Here is a 19,548-nt window from a genome sequence, read left to right as displayed (position 1 = left end):
CCTCCATATCCCTTATACTAATTATCCTCTTATAGGATTTAAATCTTTTTTCTTTTCCGGTTCAATAGCATGTTTTAGCCAATCTTTTCCTTCTACTAGTCTGGCCACCATCATAGAACAAACTGTATTTCCGGTAGAGTTTAATAAGGTGGCAGGAGCATCTATGATAGTACTTATTACAGCTATAATAGGGAGTACTTCTGGTGGGAAACCGTAAACGCTGAGTATAAGCATTTCACCTATCATGCCGCCGTTAGGTATAGCTCCCATTACTGCACCTACTAAGAAGGATACTACTAATATTCCTAGAAGTGCTTTTGGATCAGCCATATTTCTACCAAACAATCCAAAGATGAAAGTTATCTTCATAACTCCTCCAAATACGGAACCATCTTTATGAGTATTGGCACCTAGAGGAATTACTGTTTCAGCTATATCATCAGGTACACCCATCCTCTTACTATATTCAAGATTTACTGGTATACAAGCAGCGCTGGAGCAAGTGGCTAGAGCCGTTACTGAAGGCGCCACTGAGTTTCTCCAGAAATTTTTTATACCTTGCTTTCCACCAGCTATAAAAGCGTATAGTGTAAAGAAACCAAAGTAGTATATTACAGTTAGAACTAGGTATAATACAAATACTTTAGCATAGCCTTGAAGGATTTGTGTGCCAAGCTGTCCTATCACTGAGGCAAAATAGCAGCCTAAGCCTATAGGGGCATAATACATTATTATTTCTACTATTTTCATCATTACTGAAGAGGCTGAGGATAGGAACTTGGCTACAGGTTTTCCTTTTTCACCTACTAAGGCTGTGGAAACTCCCAATAATATTGAAAATACTATGAGCTGAAGCATATTACTTTTTGAAAATAACATGGAGAAGTCTGAAACTGTGAAAGTTTTTACTAGTTGTCCAAGTAACGTTACATTCTCAGCTTTTGTTGTAGCTTCTGCAGTTTTAGCCATAAGGGTACTAAAAGCTGAAGCATTTAATCCTTTAGTGGGGTTTGCTATTACAGCTCCTAGAAGTCCTATAACAGCAGCTGTGAGGGCTGTAAGTGTAAAAACAAGGAAAGTATTTCCCATGATTTTACCCAATCTTTTCATACCGCTCATATTAGCTATGGCAGAGCTAACACTGAAAAATACTAAAGGCACTATTATCATAAACATAAGATTTATAAACAAAGTACCTAGAGGCTCCACCACCACTGCTTTAGGACCAAGAATCATTCCTAAAATGCCACCCGTTAAAATGGAGGCTAGTAATATTAATGAAGATTTATAAGAATTCCAAAAAGCTTTCATATTTTCACTCCTTTCATAGAATGGATAGTGTAAAGTTTATTTACACTATTTTTTATTTATATAAGCTTCACGATTTTTGAAATCATTAATAAGTCAATTTCTATTGTTTTTGTAAAAATTCTTTTGCCACTTCTACGTCGTCAAAGTGTATTGTCTTATCTTTAAATATCTGATAGGTTTCATGTCCTTTTCCTGCAATTACTATGATGTCTCCTGGTTGTGCTTTACTTAGTGCAGAATAGATACCATGTTTTCTGTCTACTTCCATTTCATAAGAGCAATTAGTTTTCTTAATACCTTCTTCCACATCTTTAAGTATGCTTTCAGGGTCTTCTGTCCTTGGGTTATCAGAGGTGATGATGCAGTAATCTGATAGTTTTCCTGCAATTTCGCCCATAACAGGTCTCTTTGTCCTATCTCTATCTCCACCGCAGCCAAATACTGATATTACTTTTTTATCAGTTAAGGCCCTTACGGAGCTTAGTATATTTTCTAATCCATCAGGAGTATGGGCATAATCTACTACTACCATATATCCCTTGGAGTTTGGTACAGTTTCAAATCTTCCTCTTACGGTATGGATAAAAGAGATACCTTTAGCTATATCCTCTAAGGATAATCCTAGTGAGTGGCAAGAACCTATGGCTGCCAAAGCATTATATACACTGAATTTTCCAGGTATCTTAAGATCTATAGCTTTCTTTTCACCATGATAGTTTAGTGTAAATTTAACTCCTTCTAAGGAATAAACTATATCTTCTGCCTTATAATCAGCCTCTTTATCAATTCCGTAAGTAAGCACTTCACAGGTGGCTGCCTTTATAAAATCTTGTGCATAAGGATCGTCAACATTTATAATTCCTTTTTTACACATTTTGAAAAGTTTTATTTTTGCATCCCTATAATTTTCCATGGTGCCGTGTTCATCTAAATGGTCTTGGGTGAGGTTTGTAAACACTCCGATATTGAAATCACATTCATCCACCCTATGATGATCAAGTCCAATGGAAGTTACTTCCATAACCACATCTGTTACACCGTTTTTAACCATCTCGTTAAAGGATGACTGAAGGTCTAAAGAGTCTGGTGTAGTAGGATTTTTCTTCTCCACATTTAAAGATTGATTGCCGATTTTATTTTCAATGGTACCTATAACACCCACATTTTTCCCTAGACTTTCTAGTATTTCTGAAATAAAGTATGAGGTAGAGGTTTTACCGTTAGTGCCTGTAATTCCCACTAAATTGAATTTCCTTGAAGGATGATTATAAAATTCACTGGCAATTACAGCCATGGAAGCTTGAGAGTCTTCTACTTTTATTACAGCTATACCTTCTGGAATATTTTCTACTTCATGCTGGATAACAAGAGCTATGGCACCTTTTTCTACAGCTGTAAGAGCATAATCATGTCTATCTACATTTTTACCCTTAACGCAGATAAATAAAGAGTCTTCACCTACATTTCTTGAGTCCCAGCTAATATTTTTAATTTCAGTTTCATCAGATCCTTGAATTAGTTCATAGTTAATGTTGTTTAAAAGTTGTTTAAGTTTCATATTCGATCCCTCCTAATAACAGTATATCCACAATATTTACTATATATATTGTTAATAATGCTTTAAACATTGTAAAAAGTGCTATAATATTAATGAGAATTCAGAAATTACAGTAAAGTAGGTGAGAACGTGGAGAGTAATAAACGAGGATATCTAAAAAGTGATTTTGAGATGTTTCATATAAAGGATCAAAAAAGTATGGAGTTTGATTATCATCATCATGATTTCCATAAGATAGTGGTGTTTATTTCTGGTAAGGTAACTTATCATATTGAAGGAAAGGCCTATAAGCTTGAACCTTGGGATATACTCCTCATAGGGAATACGGAAATTCATAAGCCTGTTATAGATGCCAGTGAGGTATATGAAAGGATGGTGCTTTGGGTTTATCCAGATTTTCTTGAAAAGAGCAGCTCCAAAGAAAGCGATCTCTTATCATGCTTTTCCAAAGCGTCTCAAGAAGAATATCACCTATTGAGATTAAATAAAGAAAAGATATTAGCTGTGCGGGGACTATTAAACAATCTAGAACTAGCGAGAAAAGGTAAAGACTTTGGCCATGATATTCTTAAAAATGCACTATTTATACAGTTTATAATAATGCTCAACAGGCTTTTTTTAGAAAGTAAGAACTCAAAAGAAGAAAAGGGTATAGAGTATGATAAAAATATCAGTTCCATCATTAACTATATAAATGCAAATTTAGCAGGGGATCTTTCTATAGAGGACATATCCTCTAAATTTTTTATGAGTAGGTATTACCTGATGCATAAGTTTAAACAAGAAACTGGAAGCTCCATCTATAGCTATATAATTCAAAAACGACTAATACTAGCTAAAGCCCTTATCCGCCAAGGGTACCCCATGACTCAGGTGGCTACCAACACGGGTTTCGGAGATTACTCTAGTTTTGTCCGTGCCTTCAAAAAGAACTTCTCCATGTCCCCCAGAGAATACTATCATAACCTCCAAAACACCGAAAATGGAAATATTGAAGATATGGATATTTAATAATATGTGGCAATAAATGTCACCACCCCTGGGTTGCTTCCTTTTTCCTGGAAGCACCCCAGGGGTGGTGACATTTTATGGAATCATATTATGTTCTATACAGCTGCTTTATTAAATATATTAAGCTTGGACAAAATGACTGAGTAAATAATATATCCAAAAACTCCACCTAAAACATTCATGATGATATCATCTATATCAACAGCACGAGGAATAATTAGTCCAGCATATGACAAAATAGCTTGGGTAAGTTCTATAGATAAAGAAGATAAAAAGCACATCAATAAAGTACTCTTAAAACTTTTAAGTTTTTGTCAGAAAAGAGGTAGTCCCACACCCAGAGGAAGAAATAACAGAAAATTTCCTCCTAAATTTCTAAGGAGCATGTCCTTAAATAAGTCAAAATACCGCCAATGTCCTCTAGAGTACATACTATTAAAATCATCAAAAGCAGGTTTAAAAAGAATTATATTTATGCCAGGAGCCATCCTAGACTCTCTAGGTGCAGGGTTAATAGGGAATATAGTTATGCTAACTATCATCATTAAGTATGCAAAAAATAAAAACAATAAAACTTCTCTTTTATAATGGATTCTGTTATAAATATAACTTTTTCTTCTAATTCTGAATAAATAAAGGCCTCTAAATATTAACCATAAGGGTATAGAGATAATGAATACTTCTATAAATGAATTAATTAAATATCTAGGCATAGTTTTTTCGCCTCCTTTATTTACATTATAAGTTATAAATTTGGGTATATAAATATTCAGATTCATCTTTATTAAGATATACAATAGAGATTGTTTTACTAAATAACTCTATTAAAATTCATAACCTGGTGATTTTAACGTAATAATATAAATAAAGCTAAAGAATTATAATAAGAATCTATAAAAGTATTAAAACTACAAAAAATAGTTATAATGGAAGGGGAGTGAAAAATGAGGAAAATATCGCTATTAATCATAGTTATAGTCACATTCATTTCTTTAAATGTAGATTTTACTCAAGCTAATAATTTAAAAGAGGATTTAGCAGAAAATACTACTTTTGATAATATGAGAGATGATTTACAACTACAAAAGGCAAAGGCACAAATTCATCTATTAAAACAGGTATTGGAGGAGTTTGGGGCACAAACACCAGAAGAAGCTGCAGAGTTTTGGGCAAAGGGAGAGGAAGAGAGAAATGGCATTTTTCAGTATGTGGTGGCCTGTGATGAATTGAAAAATAAAATTCAGCAAGAGTTAGGTGGTATGGAGGATAATCTTTGGGTAATTGGTACCTCCAGCCCCTGGGTTAAGAGCTATAAAATAATGCCTAAGAAGGAAATAGATAAAAATACCTATGAGATAAAAATCATATATTATTGGACCACCTCCACAGGAGAAATTACCCCCAGTGAAGTAAAATTAACAGTTACGAAACAAAAAGATTTTTGGTGTGTTAAAGATGTAAAACCATAATATTTATTATAAATTATGAAAAATGATGGTATTATAATAGGGAATATAATAATGATTATATTCCTTAGCTTCAGATAGAGGCGTATTCCTTTTAAGCAAACTCCACCTGAAGCTAAGAATCACTTGATGAATAAACATACATAATGAAATACAAGTATTATTTAATATAGTGAAGGGGATAAAATGGATAAGAATATAAGATTATCAGGAATTTTATATGAAAGCTTGGCCAATGGTCCAGGCATAAGAAGAGTATTTTTTTCTCAAGGGTGTAAGCATAACTGTCCTGAGTGTTTTAATCCAGAAACGCATGATTTTAACGGAGGGTTTTTATGGGATATGGATGAGCTTATTGAAGATGTAAAAAGTAATCCTATGATAAAAGGAGTGACTTTTTCAGGGGGAGACCCTTTAGAACAGGCTGAGAAATTTGCTTACATGGCTAGAAAATTTAAGGAAGCCGGACTTAATATATGGAGCTATACAGGATATACCTTTGAGTATATATTGGATAACCTTGAAGAACATCCTCACTGGAAAGATCTTATAGAAAGCATAGATGTTCTAGTGGATGGAAGGTTTGAGGTGGATAACATGCAAGAAGGTTTAAAATATAGAGGCTCTAATAATCAAAGATTAATTAATGTGCAAAGCAGCCTTAAGGAAAGAAAAGCGGTGGTAATTCAATAAAGCAGCAGGACGATGTATGCATATTAACAATACTGAAGGGGTTACAATTAAATGGACAAGCATTGTGTCAAAACACCCTTAAGTGACAAGTGTTTTTTGTAGCAAAGAAACTTAAATGGACAAGCATTTTTTTGTAAGCATCTTTAAGTGACAAGTATTTTTTATAGCAAAGTACTTTAAATGGACAAGCTATTTTTGTAGAAAAACACCTTTAAGTGACAAGCGCTTTTTTGTAGCAGAACACTTTAAATAGACATCACTTTTTATGACAAAGCACCTTCAAATGGACAAGCACTTTTTACGACAAAACACCTTTTAAACAAGTTTTTATAGTCATGCTATAAAAGGTGAAAAGTACCGCTTCATGATAAAGTACGCTATTCTAGAAAATTAATTATTTCTGTAATAAACACATCTTTATACTCAAAAAAGGGCATATGTCCAGTATTGGTGAAGGTTATAAACTTATTGTTAGGAAGAGTTTTAGAAAATTTCATCCCATCTTTAGGGGGGACCACTTTGTCTTTGCTACCCCATATAACTAAAGTGGGGGCTTTTATATTTTGTATATTATTTTTAAGCCTGCCACTATCGTTAAAGGCGTTAATTTTGTAGATAGTTTCTTTAGGCAAGGAGGAATTTAAGTAATATATGGTATCTAAGTACTGAGGATAGAGAATTTGTTTGTTATAAAGATTTCTACCCATCATTGCAGCGTGAAGGGTAAAGCTGTTACAAGCGATTTTTTGAAGAAAAGCAGGGGCGCAGGTTTTAGGGGTTTCATAATAACCTGTGCTAGCTACTAGTATTAGCTTGTTTACTGCATCAGGATATTTGTAAGCTATATTTAAACACACCTCTCCTCCCATGGAATGTCCCAAAATATTAAATATTTTTATGTTTTTTTGGCTCATAAATTTAACTATTAAGTCTGCAGTAGCTTCTTTGGTATAGCTTAGTTCACCTCTTTTATCTGATAAACCATATCCAGGCATATCTATAGATATTACCTTATATTTTTTTGATAGCTCTTTAAATACAGGGCTAAAAAAATTAAGAGAACTCATATATCCATGTACTAATAATAGAGGCTCACCAGTACCTTCCTCTCGATAATGGACTCTAACCCCTTCTATATACTCATTTTTAAAGTTGGACATCTTATTAGAATATAAACAGTAATTAAGTAAGTGATATATCACTTCAAAAGAAATTAAAAAGATAATTATAGTAATTAAAATAAAAATACTATGCTTAATTTTTATACTCATAAATATGCTCCTTTTCATGGAATAATTTTAGGAAATTTATACATGATATATATTATAAAAGGTAAAGGAGGACTTTAATGAGAAATAAATTTATAAGACTAGCCATTATTGCATCCATTCTTACTTTAGTATTAGCCATAGGCTTAAATATTACTCATGATAGAAAAGCCATGCTTAATGATAAGGAAAGCATTAATAGTATAGAAAGAGACATAATAAAGTATCCATAATTTTATAAAAAATAGAGAGTAAGGTATTGGCTAAAATATTAATTAAACCAATGCTTTACTCTCCATTTTTTGCATATATTACTACATAGGAATATTGAGCTTATATAACATTAATTAAAGATAAAAATATAATAGTTATAGCTATGATTATCCTATAAATAGCAAAGCCTTTTAGGGATTTATGTTTTATGTAGTTTACAAACTGCTCTACCACCACCAAAGCTATAAAAAAGGATACAAAGAAGCCCACTATTATTGCCAAAATCTCTTTAGAATTTAGTGCAAAGCCAGTTTGAAAAAGGGCATAGGTAGATGCTGAGATAATGGTGGGTAATGCTAGAAAAAATGCAAATTCCGCTCCAGTTACCGCTGACAGTCCTACAATCCAGCTTCCAATAATGGTAGATGCAGACCTGGAAAAACCCGGCCAAGCTACCGCTATGACTTGGAATAATCCTATCATAAAGGCTTGTTTATAGGATACATCTTCTATGTGAAGGATCTTGTCATCCCTTCTAAACTTCTTTTCAGCAAATAACATCCATATTCCCCCCACCAGCAATGCTAAAGCCACGGGAAGTGGAGTCATAAGAGAGCTAATTACTTTTTCATGCAGTAATAATCCTGCTATTCCCACAGGGATAAATGCCACTGCGATATTTGTCCATAGTTTAAAGCCGCTTTCTCCAGGAGAAAGATTCTTAAAAGAATTAAATATTTTATCCTTAAAGAGCACCACTATAGCTAATATGGCTCCTACTTGAATAGTTATTTCAAAAATTTTTTCAAAGGATCCCTCAAACCCAATAAATCGTCCGGCTAGAATCATATGTCCAGTAGAGGATATGGGTAAAAATTCAGTAATTCCTTCAACTATGGCTATTACTATAGCTTTTAAAATAAAATATACATCAAAGTCCAAAATAGTCACCTCGAAGAACTATATAAATGATAATGGAAATTAAAATACATTATGTAATTATAACCTTAAAATTATTTTGAAAAGCTACAAATAAGTTAAAATTTTTAATGATTTACTATTTGTTTAAAAATATTTAATGATAAAAATTACATATCATACTGTAAACTACAAGGCTGTGGTATAATTTAGCTATATAATTTTTTAAATAAACACGGAGGTAAAAAGCAGTATGAAACAGCAGAGATTAAACAAGATTCTTCAAGAAATGGAGAGGCAAAACATACCTCAAATGCTTATATCTTCACCAGCTTCAATATTTTATCTAACTGGAAAATGGATTGAACCTGGAGAAAGAATGCTTACTTTATATATAAATACTAATGGAGATAAAAAGCTGCTAATTAATGAACTTTTCCCAGTGAATGCTATAGAAGGGGTAGAACTTATATGGTATAAGGATACTGATGAACCTATAGGCAGATTAATTAACATTGTGGACAAAACTAAAGTACTAGGTGTGGATAAATTTTGGCCAGCACATTTTTTAATAAAGCTTATGGAAAGAAATGCAGCAGCAGGCTTTGTAAATGGCTCTCCTATTATAGACAGGACCAGAATGATAAAAGATGCTGAAGAAATTCAGCTTATGAAAGATTCTTCCAGGATAAATGATAGTGTTATGGAAGAGGTTATAAAAACTTTATCTGAAGAATATAGTGAAAAGAAAATGGTGAATATATTAGCAGAAATATATGAAAACAAAGGAGCAGACGGATTTTCCTTTTCACCTATAGTAGCTTATGGAGCTAATGCGGCGGATCCTCATCATGATTCAGATTCCTCTAAGGTTCAGAAAGGAAACAATGTGATTTTCGATATTGGAGGAGTTAGAAAACATTACTGCTCCGATATGACAAGAACTGTTTTTTATAAGGAAGTTAGCGATGAGCATAAAGCTGTTTATAACCTTGTAAGAGAAGCAAACCTTACAGCCATAGATAAAGTAAAGCCAGGAGTTAGGTTCTGCGATATAGATAAGGCAGCGAGAGATGTTATAGAAAATGCAGGTTATGGTAAATATTTTACCCATAGAACAGGTCACTCTATAGGTATAGAGGTGCATGATTTTGGAGATGTAAGTTCTGTAAATACTGAAGAAGTAGCACCAGGTATGATATTTTCTATAGAACCAGGAATATACCTTTCTGGAGACATAGGAGTTAGAATAGAAGACTTGGTACTGGTTACAGAAACAGGAGTAGAAGTGTTAAATAAATTTACAAAGGACTTAATTATAGTTAAATAAAGAAGCAAAAGTATGTTTTTAATTATTAATAGTCCATGATGGCTAATTTAAATTAATTTTCTAAGTGTAAAAGAGAAAAATTTAACATTGATAAAAAGTTGAATAATCAAGAGGGCACTGATAAATCATAAATTTTTCAGTGCCCTTAAAATTATAATCCTTTATTAAAATTCTGCAGTGTTTGGTGTTCTTGGGAATGGAATTACGTCTCTTATGTTTTGCATTCCTGTGACATACATGATAAGTCTTTCAAAACCTAAACCAAATCCAGCATGTTTTGTACCACCAAATTTTCTAAGTTCTAAATACCACCAGTAATCTTCTTTTTCTAGTCCAAGCTCTTCCATTCTCTTTTCAAGAATATCCAGCCTTTCTTCTCTTTGGCTTCCGCCTATGATTTCTCCTACTCCTGGCACTAGGCAGTCCATGGCTGCTACAGTCTTTCCATCTTCATTCATTCTCATATAGAAAGCTTTAATTTCCTTTGGATAGTCAGTTACAAAAACAGGTTTCTTAAATAGTTCTTCTGTTAGATATCTTTCATGCTCAGTTTGTAGGTCTATACCCCATTCTACAGGGTAATCAAATTGTTTACCTGACTTTTTAAGCATTTCTACAGCTTCAGTATAGGTAACTTTTCCAAATTCTGAGTTTACTACATGATTTAATCTTTCTAAAAGGGTTTTATCTATAAATGAGTTGAAGAACTCTAGCTCTTCAGGACATTCATTTATAACATATTTTATAACATATTTAAGCATATCTTCTGCCAAAGCCATATCATCTTTAAGATCTGCAAAGGCTATTTCAGGCTCTATCATCCAAAACTCTGCTGCATGCCTTGCAGTATTTGAATTTTCAGCTCTAAAGGTAGGCCCAAAGGTATAAACATTTCTAAAAGCTAAAGCATAGCATTCTGCATTTAACTGGCCAGAAACTGTTAGATTTGCAGATTTGCTAAAAAAGTCTTCTGAAAAGTCTATGGTTCCTTCTTTAGTTTTTGGAGGATTTGCTATGTCTAAGGTAGTTACATGGAACATCTCCCCCGCACCTTCAGCATCGCTGGCAGTGATAATAGGAGTATGGGTGTAAACAAAGTCTCTTTCTTGAAAAAACTTATGAATAGCATAAGCTGCTACGGAACGAACTCTAAATACTGCTGAAAAAGCATTGCTTCTTGGTCTTAGGTGAGCTATAGTCCTTAAATATTCAAAAGTGTGTCTCTTTTTTTGAAGAGGATAATCTGCTGATGATAGACCTTCAACTTCTACTGTTTCAGCATGAATTTCAAAAGGTTGTTTAGCTTCTGGAGTTTCTACAATGGTACCTGATACCTTTATGCTGGAGCTTATAGGAAGCTTAGAAATATCCTTAAAGTTATTAAGTTTAGTATCAAATACTACTTGAAGATTTTTAAAGAAGGTTCCATCGTTAAGTTCGATAAAACCAAAAGCATTGGAAGCTCTTAAAGTTCTAACCCATCCGGATACTTGAACTTTTTGTCCATAGAAGGCTTTATCCTCTCTATAGAGTTTTTTAACTGTAACCATAGTCATTATAATCATCCTTTCCTTATATATATTATTTTCTTAAATAAAAAAAGCCATTCATCCAAAAAGGGACGAAGGCATTGCTCGCGGTACCACCCTACTTGTCAAAAATGACCACTTTATCAGCACTAACATGCTGCTTGGTAATAACGGTACCAATGCCGTCTAAGTCTACTTTCCACAAGGATTTCGGTTAGAAACTCAGAGATGTTCTTCAATATAAGCTTCGTGTGAACCTTGCACCATCATTCACTCGCTGAAACTACTTCTTATATCTACTCTTCTCATCATAGTAGTTAACTTTATAATTTAAATTTAATTTTACAATACTTAAATAAAATAATCAACTAGTAACTTATATATAATTAAAATAAATAGATTTAAGCACTAACACACTGGAATTTTCATATATATAATTGATAGTTAATTTATTTAGAGGTGGTTTAGTGAGAGATAATGGTCAGCAAATTCTTGATACAAAACATCAAGAACTTTGCTATCTGAGACAGCTTATGATTTTTGCCCCTACTGAAAAGATGAAAGAGTATTACAAAAGAGCATTTTTAGATAAGTCCCAGGAAATTGAAGACTATTTAGAAGAATGTAAAATAAAAAATATGAGAAGAACAGTAACCCTTCAAAATGATAATTTTCAGGAGAATGAGCCTGTAAGACGCTTTGGACCTTATAGAGAGACAGCTCCTATGAAGACCTTCACCATTGAGGAGTTAGCTACCTATGATGGTAAAGGAGGTAAGCCAGCCTACGTAGCTATTAACGGAAGGGTTTATGATGTAAGTAAAGAAAGCAGCTGGGGAGGAGGGAGTCATTTCGGTGTAATGGCAGGAAAAGATTTAACCAATGAATATGCAGCCTGTCATAAGGATATGAAAGCCATAAAAAAGCTTCCCGTGGTGGGAATAATAAATAACCAATAGTACATGAAAAGTTTTAAAATCCAAAGGCTGTGGAATATTTATTTCACAGCCTTTAGATTTTAATGTAAAGTTAAATTTTAAATATTCTTATTCATCTCTGCCAAGGTTAAAGAGTAAAGGATAAAGTAAAAAGTATGGAATATTATTATTGTAGCCATAATCATAGTAATAATCATAATCATTGTAGTGGTGGGAACCAGGGTAGTTGTGATGATAATAATAGTTATGATTAGGATAATGATAATAAGGCTTATTATGATGGGATTGAGGATAATAATTTTTATTACTCTTTTTCTGTCTGCTGTTATCTGAGTCTTCTTCATAAGAAGGTTCATTTGAATATGGAGAAGGGCTCATATATGGATAACTAGGCATCATAGGATAGCCTTGACCCATATATGGGGAACCCTGATTCATGGGATAACCTTGACCCATAGGATAACCCTGATTCATGGGATAACCTTGACTCATAGGATATCCCTGACTCATAGGATAGCCCTGTCCCATAGGATAACCTTGACTCATAGGATATCCCTGACTCATAGGATATCCCTGTCCCATAGGATAACCTTGACCCATAGGATAACCCTGATTCATGGGATAACCTTGACTCATAGGATATCCCTGACTCATAGGATAGCCCTGACTCATAGGATATCCCTGTCCCATAGGATAACCTTGACCCATAGGATAACCCTGACTCATGGGATAACCCTGATTCATGGGATAACCTTGACTCATGGGATAACCTTGACTCATAGGATAACCCTGTCCCATAGGGAAACCTTGACCCATAGGATAATCCTGTTCCATGGGATAACCACTCATAGGAGAGCCTTGCCCCATGGGATAACCCATAGAAGGATTATCTTGTTCCCAAGGTGTTGAACCCATCATAGGGGTTCCCATAGGCATAGTACCTTCTCCAGTAGGGTTGGCTCCCATCATTGGATAGCCCATGTAGGAAGAAGGATCTTGCATCTGCATAGGGCTGTTCATAGGAGAATTTTCTTCTCTTTTTGATTCATTATCATCTGTGGATTCTACGGCATCATTGCCAAAAACCGATGAATCATAGTTTTTATTAGAATCATTGTCATTAATGTACATAACTGCCTCCAAAAAATATTAACCACATTTTTAATATATGCTAAAATTTTCTGAAAGTGATAGTTTGTATATTTTACTTTAAAATAGCTGGGCACAAGAGGTTTTAATTAATTTCTATTCATTTCCTGATTTAATGGAGTATACGAGCTTTGTAGGAAAGTTCTTCATTTCCATGTCTTTTACAGTTTTTAATATATCATAGGATACTTCTTTTATTTCTACTTTTATATCTCTATTTTTTTCAATATCTAATATCACATAAGTTGCATTAGGCCTGCCTATTTTAGGTTTTCCTACGCTTCCATCATTTATAAGAAGCTTATTCTCATACTGTTTAACATAAGGTATATGAGTATGAGCGCATACTAAAACATCCTCCAGTATACTTTGCATAATTTCTTCTGCATCCAAGGATTCATAGTGGAGATATTGATTAATACTTCTAGGGCTTCCGTGAACTAGCAATATACTCTTTTCTTCAAAAGTTAAGGTTAATTTCTCTGGGAGGCTTTCTAGGTAAAATTTATGAGATGCTCTAAGCTCATCCACAGTCCAAGGAAGTGAAAAACTATTTATATCTGTTTCTCTTATGTAACTAAATTTATTTTCTACCACTGAAGCATCATAATTACCTTTAAGGCATAATATTTTTCTACGTCTGATAAGAGCCACTACTTCATTAGGGTGAGGGCCATAACCGGTTAAATCTCCAAGGCATATTATTTGGTCAATATTGTTTTCTTCAATATTTTCAAGAACTTTATTTAGTGCATAAATATTTCCGTGAATATCACTGATACATGCAATTCTCATAGTTACACCGCCTTAATCTTTATAGAAGTTGACTTATATGTGTTTTATATAAATATTTATAAAATCTATTATTTGTATCGGAAATTATGAAAAAATATAATAATATTATTATATAGATAAAATAAATAAATATGAATATTTTGTTACAAAAAATATTATAGCATTTAAATGAACTTTTTCTACAGTAAATCGTTATATGGTTGATGTAAGTTTTATTATTTTTAATAATGTACTAAAAAGAAAATATGTAAAGTGTTAAAATGCTTATTACATGGGGAGGAGGAGCGCTTTGGCAGAGTTAGAACTTATTGAAAAAGCAATACAGGGAAATAAAAGCGCTTTAAATCAGCTTTTTGTAGATAATTATAAAATACTATATGGATATATGATAAAGCTAACTGGAGATGAGGAAATTTCTAAGGACTTAGTTCAGGAAACACTTTTGAAGGCTGTTATTAACATAGAAAAATTTACACCTAAAGCAAAGTTTTCTACTTGGCTTATTACAATTTCTACTAATCTTTATAGAGATTATCTTAGAAAGAATAAAAGGGTAATATCCCTAGAAGAAATAGCTGAACCCAGTATTTCTGAAACAGAGGAGAAAGCTTTGGAGTTAATAGAGCAGCAAGAAGTTATGAAAATTATAAAAGAACTGCCTTACGAAAAGAGAACGGTATTTATACTAAAGCATTATTACAATTATAAATATGAAGAAATAGCTGTAATAATGAAATGCCCTGTGGGTACTGTTCGTTCAAGGCTTCATAATACCATAAAAGAACTACTAAAGATTATGAAAGAAAGGGGAATGCTGAATGAATAAAGATAAAGATTTTAAAGAAGCAGTGGATAGATTCTATGGAGAATTAGAGGATGAATCTATAAAATCATGGTGCCATAAGGATAATAAAGATGAATTAATAGAAGAGCTTAGCCATATGAAAATCATTATGGATAAAGCAGAAGATAATTATGTGGAAGATATAAACTTTCTCTCAATTATTGATAAAGGAGAAAGGATAAGAGAAGAAGAAAAAGATAAAAAAGAGAATTTGTATTTTTTACTAAGCGCTTTTGGGGTTATTTCTTTTATCTTTTCTTTAGCATTCTTTGCAGGACATAAAGCATTTATTACCATACAAGTAATTATTACCATTTGTGTAGTTGCATTTTGCGTATATAGCTATAAACGGGTGGAAGAGGGGAGAGATTAATGCTAAGTAAATTTGAAATAATACTACTTATGTTCTTAGTACCCTTACTGCTTTTCCAAGGCTTTTGGGTGTTTAATGATGCTAAAAAGAGAGGAATAAAGTTTTATTGGATTTGGGGAATATTGTGTACCATGAATACCCCCACAAACCTATTAATTTACCTGTTATTTTCTAGAGTTATAAGAGAAAAAAGGAAGAACAATAACACTTAATTTAATGAGAAGGTGTATTAAATGGATACACAGCATCAATTATCAATGTAGTTAAAAGAACACTTTTACACCACATGGATTATTGTACTAGGAATTTGATTCTAGATTTAATAAATGATAAAATATAGCTAATCATTAAGGGGGAACTTAATAGAGGAAAAAGCCACGGAAATTAGTAATCTAATTCCGGGGCTTTTTCCTTATTTAATAGTTTTAATTTGTTTTCTTTAGAAAGTTTTTTTATAGCATATTCTCTTTTTTGAGCTGAAACCTTATCTTCAAATTTTTCAAAGTATACAAGCTTCACAGGTAATCTCCCTCTGGTATATTTTGCACCTTTTCCTTCAGCATGAGTTTGTATCCTTTTATTTAGATTGTTTGTCCAACCTGTATAAAGTGTGTTATCACCACATTCTAATATATATACATAACACATTAGCTATTCCACCTTCTTATCACTAATTCTTAACAAGAGATCTTTACATAATAAAAATAATTCTATTTCTAAAACTTATAATATATGAAATTTCTCAAAGAATAAAGATTTTTAAATGAACTATTTATCCTTTCTTTCGTTTAATTTATAAATTCATATAGGAGAGGAAGAGTTTAAATGAATGAAGCCATGGAAATGTTAAAGCTTTTGGCACCATTTATTGTATTAGAAGTTGCATTGAAAATATTTTGCCTCGTTTCTTTAAAAAAGGATAAGGTTAAATATCTACCTAAAATAGGTTGGGTATTAGTAATAGTTCTTATAAATACCTTTGGATCTATTGCATATCTTATATTCGGTAGACAGAAATATTAATTAAAGTTAAAGGAAGTAATTAGTATGTGGAAAATTGAAAATTTAACTAAGAGCTTTGGAAGTTTTAAAGCTTTAGATAGTATAAGCTTTGAACTAAGAGAAGGTAGAGTACATGGATTTTTAGGTAGAAATGGAGCTGGTAAAAGCACCACCATGAATATTCTATCTGGTATATTAAGCTATGATTCAGGATTAATAAGTTATAAGGGGAAAGATTATAAAAACATTAAAAGTCAAGTCCTGAACAGTGTAGGTTATGCTCCTCAGGATCATCATTTCTATGAATATATGACTGCAGAGGAATATCTTGGGTTTCTGGGAAAGTTAACAAATATTAAGGGCATGGCATTAAAAAATCAAATAGATAGTTTACTAGACTTTATGAATTTAAAAGAGCACAAAAGAAAATTAATAGGTGAATATTCCGGAGGAATGAAGCAAAGATTAGCCTTAGCCAGTGCTATATTTAATAATCCAGAATTTATTATATTAGATGAGCCTACTTCTGCTTTAGACCCTGAAGGACGCGCAGAGATACTAGAATTTATAAGACTTTTAAAGCATAAGGGAATTACAGTATTCTTATCCACGCATATATTAAGCGATGTGGAGAAAGTTTGTGATGATGTAACCATAATTGAAAAGGGGAAAATACTAATTTCAGATGAATTAAAGCATCTGAAGCATAAGTATATTAAACCTGTGTTTGATATTAATATAGAAGGGGATATACAGAATATTTCTAGTAAGCTTTCAGAATTTTCATGGATAGATGAAATTAAGATATCTCAAGATAGCATGTCTGTTCTATTAAAGGATACTGAGGTGGGAAGGGTAAAGCTAATACCTGAAATAATTAGTTTGGGTGGGATTATTAAAAGTTACAACCCTAGAGAAATGAGTTTAGAAGATATTTTTACAAGGACGGTGAAGGGTAATGAATAGTTTTACCGCTTATTTTGGTAAAGAAATTTTAGAGGCTAGGCGCCAGCATAAATATATAATTATAGGAGCAGCCATATTGTTTTTTGCCATACTGGATCCTATGTTGTTAAAACTTTTACCCAAACTGCTAGCTAATGAGATTCCAGCAGAGCTAGTTAATATAATGAAGGTTACAAGAGATACTGCAGTGACTAACTATTTTAAGGATCTTTTCCAAATAGGAAGTATGATTTTGGTATTTGTTATTTCTTCAAGTATATGTGAGGAAATCAACTCTAAAAAGCTAATGATTCCCTTATCCAAAGGGGCACAGTCAAGTAGTATAGTATTAGCTAAGTTTGCTCATTTTGCAGTGACAGTGATAATTACACTTTCCATAGGATTTATGACAAATTATTACTATGTGAATATACTCTTCACAGGTGGTAACATAGATTTAAAGGGAGTGTTAGCTGGATTTACTTATTTTTCTATATATTACTGCTTTATTATCGCTTTAACGCTATTTTTTAGCGCTTTGTTATCTAAAAGCTTTATCGCGGGTATATTGAGCTTGATAGTTACCTATACTATGGCTGCTTTAAATGGTATTAAAAGCATAAGTAAAGTTATTCCTTATAATCTTGTAAGTGAAGCAAATGCTCTTAAACCAATAGAATTTCATTGGTCTATACCCGCAACAATTTTATATACTATGCTCTTATTGATTTTTGCTATAAAGATATTTGATATAAAAAAATCTAATATAAATTAATTATTAAAGTTTAATAGGTTTTTTATAGGAATTTATTTGTAAGGTATTGAATTTTATATATTTATTGTTATTCAAATTTATATATTTCTAAAGCTTTTAATAAGTCTTTATCCACATTATGAGAAGGAGATAGATTGTTGTCTTTACGGAATTTTATAACCACAGCTTTCATGCCTTCACCGTAAATTCCATCTAAAGTCCCCTTATAATACCCTAAGTCCTTGAGTCTTCTTTGAACATCATAAACGTCTGCACCTCTGTCCCCAGGGAGTATAGTTCTGGAGTAGCTGGTGAAGAGCCAGCTAGAACCTCCATATATAATAACTGTTGTACCATGGTTTACGTAATTATATAACTCCTTTACATCAGAGTTAAACATTCTTATACATCCATGAGATGCATAACTTCCAATGGAAGAAGACTTGGAGGTTCCATGAATACCATATGTACCCCAAGGGACATTTAAACCAAGCCACCTTCCACCAAAACCTTCATCCCAATGACCTTTATTTATGATTTTCCAAGTGCCCATAGGAGAGGGAAGGTCTAATCTCCCCAGGGCTACAGGATAATTTTTTACTATTTCTTTAGTGTCACTATCTATAAGGAGGAGTCTGCATTCATTTACATCTATTAAAACAACATAATTCCTTTTTATAGGTTGCTCTGGATTTTTGCCAGGTTGTGCTTTAGTGGATATACATGGCAAATATGCTAAAAACAAAGTTACTATAATAATTTTTATTATAGCTTTTGAGATGATTTTTGATCTAGTAGTGGATAAAGTTGATATCCTAAAGGTATAGTTCATTGAAGATATAACAAAAGGAGTCTTATTCATAGAAACCTCCATATTATCAATATAATAAGCTTAATATATTTAAATAAGTTGATAAAACTATAATTTTATAATGGGACAATGCAATTAATTAATAAGCTAATAAGTTAATAAGTTAATAAATTAAGAAATTAAATAAAAACAGTTCTAATAATTAAGATGTACAAAATATCATAAAGTATTCTGTACAAAAATTATAATACTTAACAATTTTTTCATAGTATTTAACTTTATAATAGTTCACAAAATACTTATAATGATATTAAATAGTTATTGGACAAGGAGGAGTAAAAGTGGAAAACTTCAAAATAAGTATAGAGTACTGCACCTCTTGAGGATATGTTCCAAGGACCGTGAGTCTTTCTCAAGTATTGCTAAAAGAACATAAAAATAAAATCCAAGAGCTTATAATACTTCCATCTTCAGGTGGTGTATTTGAAATAAGCCTTAATGATGAACTTATTTTTTCTAAAAAACAATTGGACAGGTTCCCAGAAGAGGGAGAAGTTGAAAATATTATAAGAGAAAGAATAAAATAGAACCACCTCTGGGGTGATTCCATAAAATGGATGCACTCCAGGGGCGGATACAA

22 protein-coding genes, 2 pseudogenes and 1 other annotated feature are annotated in these 19,548 nt (G+C 32.5%); of the genes and pseudogenes, 13 read left to right on the top strand and 11 right to left on the bottom strand.

Translation table 11 applies throughout. The features are described from left to right. Window positions 1-21: 21 nt before the first annotated feature. Complete coding sequence (locus BUA82_RS15325; RefSeq protein WP_073010189.1) at window positions 22-1,311, bottom strand: dicarboxylate/amino acid:cation symporter; 1,290 nt, start codon at window positions 1,309-1,311, stop codon at window positions 22-24. Window positions 1,312-1,411: 100 nt separating this feature from the next. After that, complete coding sequence (locus BUA82_RS15320) at window positions 1,412-2,869, bottom strand: UDP-N-acetylmuramoyl-L-alanyl-D-glutamate--2,6-diaminopimelate ligase (RefSeq protein ID WP_073010186.1); 1,458 nt, start codon at window positions 2,867-2,869, stop codon at window positions 1,412-1,414. A gap of 171 nt (window positions 2,870-3,040) precedes the next feature. Here BUA82_RS15320 and BUA82_RS15315 point away from each other — a divergent pair, with 171 nt between their 5' ends. Then, complete coding sequence (locus tag BUA82_RS15315; RefSeq protein WP_083599991.1) at window positions 3,041-3,880, top strand: AraC family transcriptional regulator; 840 nt, start codon at window positions 3,041-3,043, stop codon at window positions 3,878-3,880. 95 nt (window positions 3,881-3,975) lie between these two features. Here the strand turns inward: BUA82_RS15315 and BUA82_RS15310 are convergent. Next, a pseudogene (locus BUA82_RS15310) lies at window positions 3,976-4,176 on the bottom strand (VanZ family protein); the annotation flags it as partial. An 18-nt stretch (window positions 4,177-4,194) separates the two neighbouring features. After that, complete coding sequence (locus tag BUA82_RS15305; RefSeq protein WP_073010177.1) at window positions 4,195-4,593, bottom strand: hypothetical protein; 399 nt, start codon at window positions 4,591-4,593, stop codon at window positions 4,195-4,197. A gap of 231 nt (window positions 4,594-4,824) precedes the next feature. On the opposite strand from BUA82_RS15305, the gene BUA82_RS15300 reads away from it, so the two are divergent. Both BUA82_RS15300 and nrdG read left to right on the top strand, forming a co-directional pair. Then, window positions 4,825-5,349 (top strand): hypothetical protein, encoded by a 525-nt coding sequence (locus BUA82_RS15300; RefSeq protein WP_073010174.1) that lies wholly within the window; start codon window positions 4,825-4,827, stop codon window positions 5,347-5,349. Window positions 5,350-5,532: 183 nt separating this feature from the next. Further along, window positions 5,533-6,039, top strand: coding sequence for an anaerobic ribonucleoside-triphosphate reductase activating protein (gene nrdG, locus BUA82_RS15295; RefSeq protein ID WP_073010172.1), 507 nt, complete (start codon window positions 5,533-5,535; stop codon window positions 6,037-6,039). 377 nt (window positions 6,040-6,416) lie between these two features. Here the strand turns inward: nrdG and BUA82_RS15290 are convergent, their stop codons facing one another. Beyond that, window positions 6,417-7,310 carry an alpha/beta fold hydrolase gene (locus BUA82_RS15290; protein WP_073010169.1) on the bottom strand — a complete coding sequence of 298 codons (894 nt, stop codon included), beginning with the start codon at window positions 7,308-7,310 and terminating at the stop codon, window positions 6,417-6,419. Window positions 7,311-7,387: 77 nt separating this feature from the next. On the opposite strand from BUA82_RS15290, the gene BUA82_RS20750 reads away from it, so the two are divergent. Beyond that, window positions 7,388-7,540, top strand: a complete 153-nt coding sequence (locus BUA82_RS20750) for a hypothetical protein (protein ID WP_178140746.1) — start codon at window positions 7,388-7,390, stop codon at window positions 7,538-7,540. A 100-nt stretch (window positions 7,541-7,640) separates the two neighbouring features. On the opposite strand, the gene BUA82_RS15285 is transcribed toward BUA82_RS20750, so the two are convergent. Then, a complete protein-coding gene (locus BUA82_RS15285) occupies window positions 7,641-8,462 on the bottom strand; it encodes an undecaprenyl-diphosphate phosphatase (protein WP_073010166.1) in 822 nt (273 codons plus the stop codon). Between the two features lie 229 nt (window positions 8,463-8,691). On the opposite strand from BUA82_RS15285, the gene BUA82_RS15280 reads away from it, so the two are divergent. After that, the gene (locus BUA82_RS15280; protein ID WP_073010163.1) at window positions 8,692-9,768 is read left to right on the top strand and encodes a M24 family metallopeptidase; all 1,077 of its coding nucleotides are present in this window, start codon (window positions 8,692-8,694) and stop codon (window positions 9,766-9,768) included. A 164-nt stretch (window positions 9,769-9,932) separates the two neighbouring features. Here BUA82_RS15280 and asnS read toward each other — a convergent pair whose 3' ends face one another. Then, complete coding sequence (gene asnS, locus BUA82_RS15275; protein WP_073010160.1) at window positions 9,933-11,324, bottom strand: asparagine--tRNA ligase; 1,392 nt, start codon at window positions 11,322-11,324, stop codon at window positions 9,933-9,935. A 58-nt stretch (window positions 11,325-11,382) separates the two neighbouring features. After that, window positions 11,383-11,618: a binding site (T-box leader), on the bottom strand. Between the two features lie 146 nt (window positions 11,619-11,764). Between asnS and BUA82_RS15270 the strand changes: the two genes are divergently transcribed. Next, the gene (locus BUA82_RS15270) at window positions 11,765-12,256 is read left to right on the top strand and encodes a cytochrome b5 domain-containing protein (RefSeq protein WP_073010157.1); all 492 of its coding nucleotides are present in this window, start codon (window positions 11,765-11,767) and stop codon (window positions 12,254-12,256) included. An 87-nt stretch (window positions 12,257-12,343) separates the two neighbouring features. Here BUA82_RS15270 and BUA82_RS20745 read toward each other — a convergent pair whose 3' ends face one another. Together BUA82_RS20745 and BUA82_RS15260 are read right to left on the bottom strand one after the other, a co-directional pair. After that, window positions 12,344-13,366, bottom strand: coding sequence for a mediator complex subunit 15 domain-containing protein (locus tag BUA82_RS20745; RefSeq protein ID WP_073010154.1), 1,023 nt, complete (start codon window positions 13,364-13,366; stop codon window positions 12,344-12,346). Between the two features lie 114 nt (window positions 13,367-13,480). Then, window positions 13,481-14,179: a metallophosphoesterase family protein gene (locus BUA82_RS15260; protein WP_073010151.1), complete on the bottom strand. Its 699-nt coding sequence runs from the start codon at window positions 14,177-14,179 to the stop codon at window positions 13,481-13,483. A gap of 289 nt (window positions 14,180-14,468) precedes the next feature. On the opposite strand from BUA82_RS15260, the gene sigY reads away from it, so the two are divergent. Genes sigY through BUA82_RS15245 form a run of 3 tightly spaced genes read left to right on the top strand, consistent with a single transcriptional unit; the run spans window position 14,469 to window position 15,608 of the window. Then, complete coding sequence (sigY, locus tag BUA82_RS15255; protein ID WP_073010148.1) at window positions 14,469-15,005, top strand: RNA polymerase sigma factor SigY; 537 nt, start codon at window positions 14,469-14,471, stop codon at window positions 15,003-15,005. Then, entirely contained in the window at window positions 14,998-15,396 is a 399-nt protein-coding gene (locus tag BUA82_RS15250) for a hypothetical protein (protein WP_073010145.1), read from the top strand. Before sigY ends, BUA82_RS15250 begins: the two co-directional genes overlap by 8 nt. Continuing rightward, entirely contained in the window at window positions 15,396-15,608 is a 213-nt protein-coding gene (locus BUA82_RS15245; RefSeq protein ID WP_073010138.1) for a hypothetical protein, read from the top strand. The genes BUA82_RS15250 and BUA82_RS15245 overlap by 1 nt, the downstream gene beginning before the upstream one ends. Window positions 15,609-15,780: 172 nt before the next feature. Here the strand turns inward: BUA82_RS15245 and BUA82_RS15240 are convergent, their stop codons facing one another. Then, window positions 15,781-16,044, bottom strand: a complete 264-nt coding sequence (locus tag BUA82_RS15240) for a GIY-YIG nuclease family protein (RefSeq protein ID WP_073010130.1) — start codon at window positions 16,042-16,044, stop codon at window positions 15,781-15,783. A gap of 177 nt (window positions 16,045-16,221) precedes the next feature. Between BUA82_RS15240 and BUA82_RS15235 the strand changes: the two genes are divergently transcribed. Genes BUA82_RS15235 through BUA82_RS15225 form a run of 3 tightly spaced genes read left to right on the top strand, consistent with a single transcriptional unit; the run spans window position 16,222 to window position 18,118 of the window. Then, the gene (locus BUA82_RS15235) at window positions 16,222-16,419 is read left to right on the top strand and encodes a PLD nuclease N-terminal domain-containing protein (protein ID WP_073010127.1); all 198 of its coding nucleotides are present in this window, start codon (window positions 16,222-16,224) and stop codon (window positions 16,417-16,419) included. A 24-nt stretch (window positions 16,420-16,443) separates the two neighbouring features. Continuing rightward, the gene (locus tag BUA82_RS15230; protein WP_073010124.1) at window positions 16,444-17,364 is read left to right on the top strand and encodes an ABC transporter ATP-binding protein; all 921 of its coding nucleotides are present in this window, start codon (window positions 16,444-16,446) and stop codon (window positions 17,362-17,364) included. Continuing rightward, complete coding sequence (locus BUA82_RS15225; protein WP_073010121.1) at window positions 17,357-18,118, top strand: hypothetical protein; 762 nt, start codon at window positions 17,357-17,359, stop codon at window positions 18,116-18,118. Before BUA82_RS15230 ends, BUA82_RS15225 begins: the two co-directional genes overlap by 8 nt. Window positions 18,119-18,185: 67 nt before the next feature. Here the strand turns inward: BUA82_RS15225 and BUA82_RS15220 are convergent, their stop codons facing one another. Then, complete coding sequence (locus BUA82_RS15220) at window positions 18,186-18,959, bottom strand: L,D-transpeptidase family protein (protein ID WP_242948988.1); 774 nt, start codon at window positions 18,957-18,959, stop codon at window positions 18,186-18,188. Window positions 18,960-19,303: 344 nt separating this feature from the next. Here BUA82_RS15220 and BUA82_RS15215 point away from each other — a divergent pair. Beyond that, window positions 19,304-19,495, top strand: a pseudogene (locus tag BUA82_RS15215) (Rdx family protein); the annotation flags it as partial. Between the last annotated feature and the right edge of the window lie 53 nt (window positions 19,496-19,548).

Origin of the sequence: Clostridium amylolyticum (assembly GCF_900142075.1) — a bacterium.
GTDB lineage: Bacteria > Bacillota > Clostridia > Clostridiales > Clostridiaceae > Clostridium_AA > Clostridium_AA amylolyticum.
This window is presented reverse-complemented; position numbering and strand designations above follow the sequence as displayed.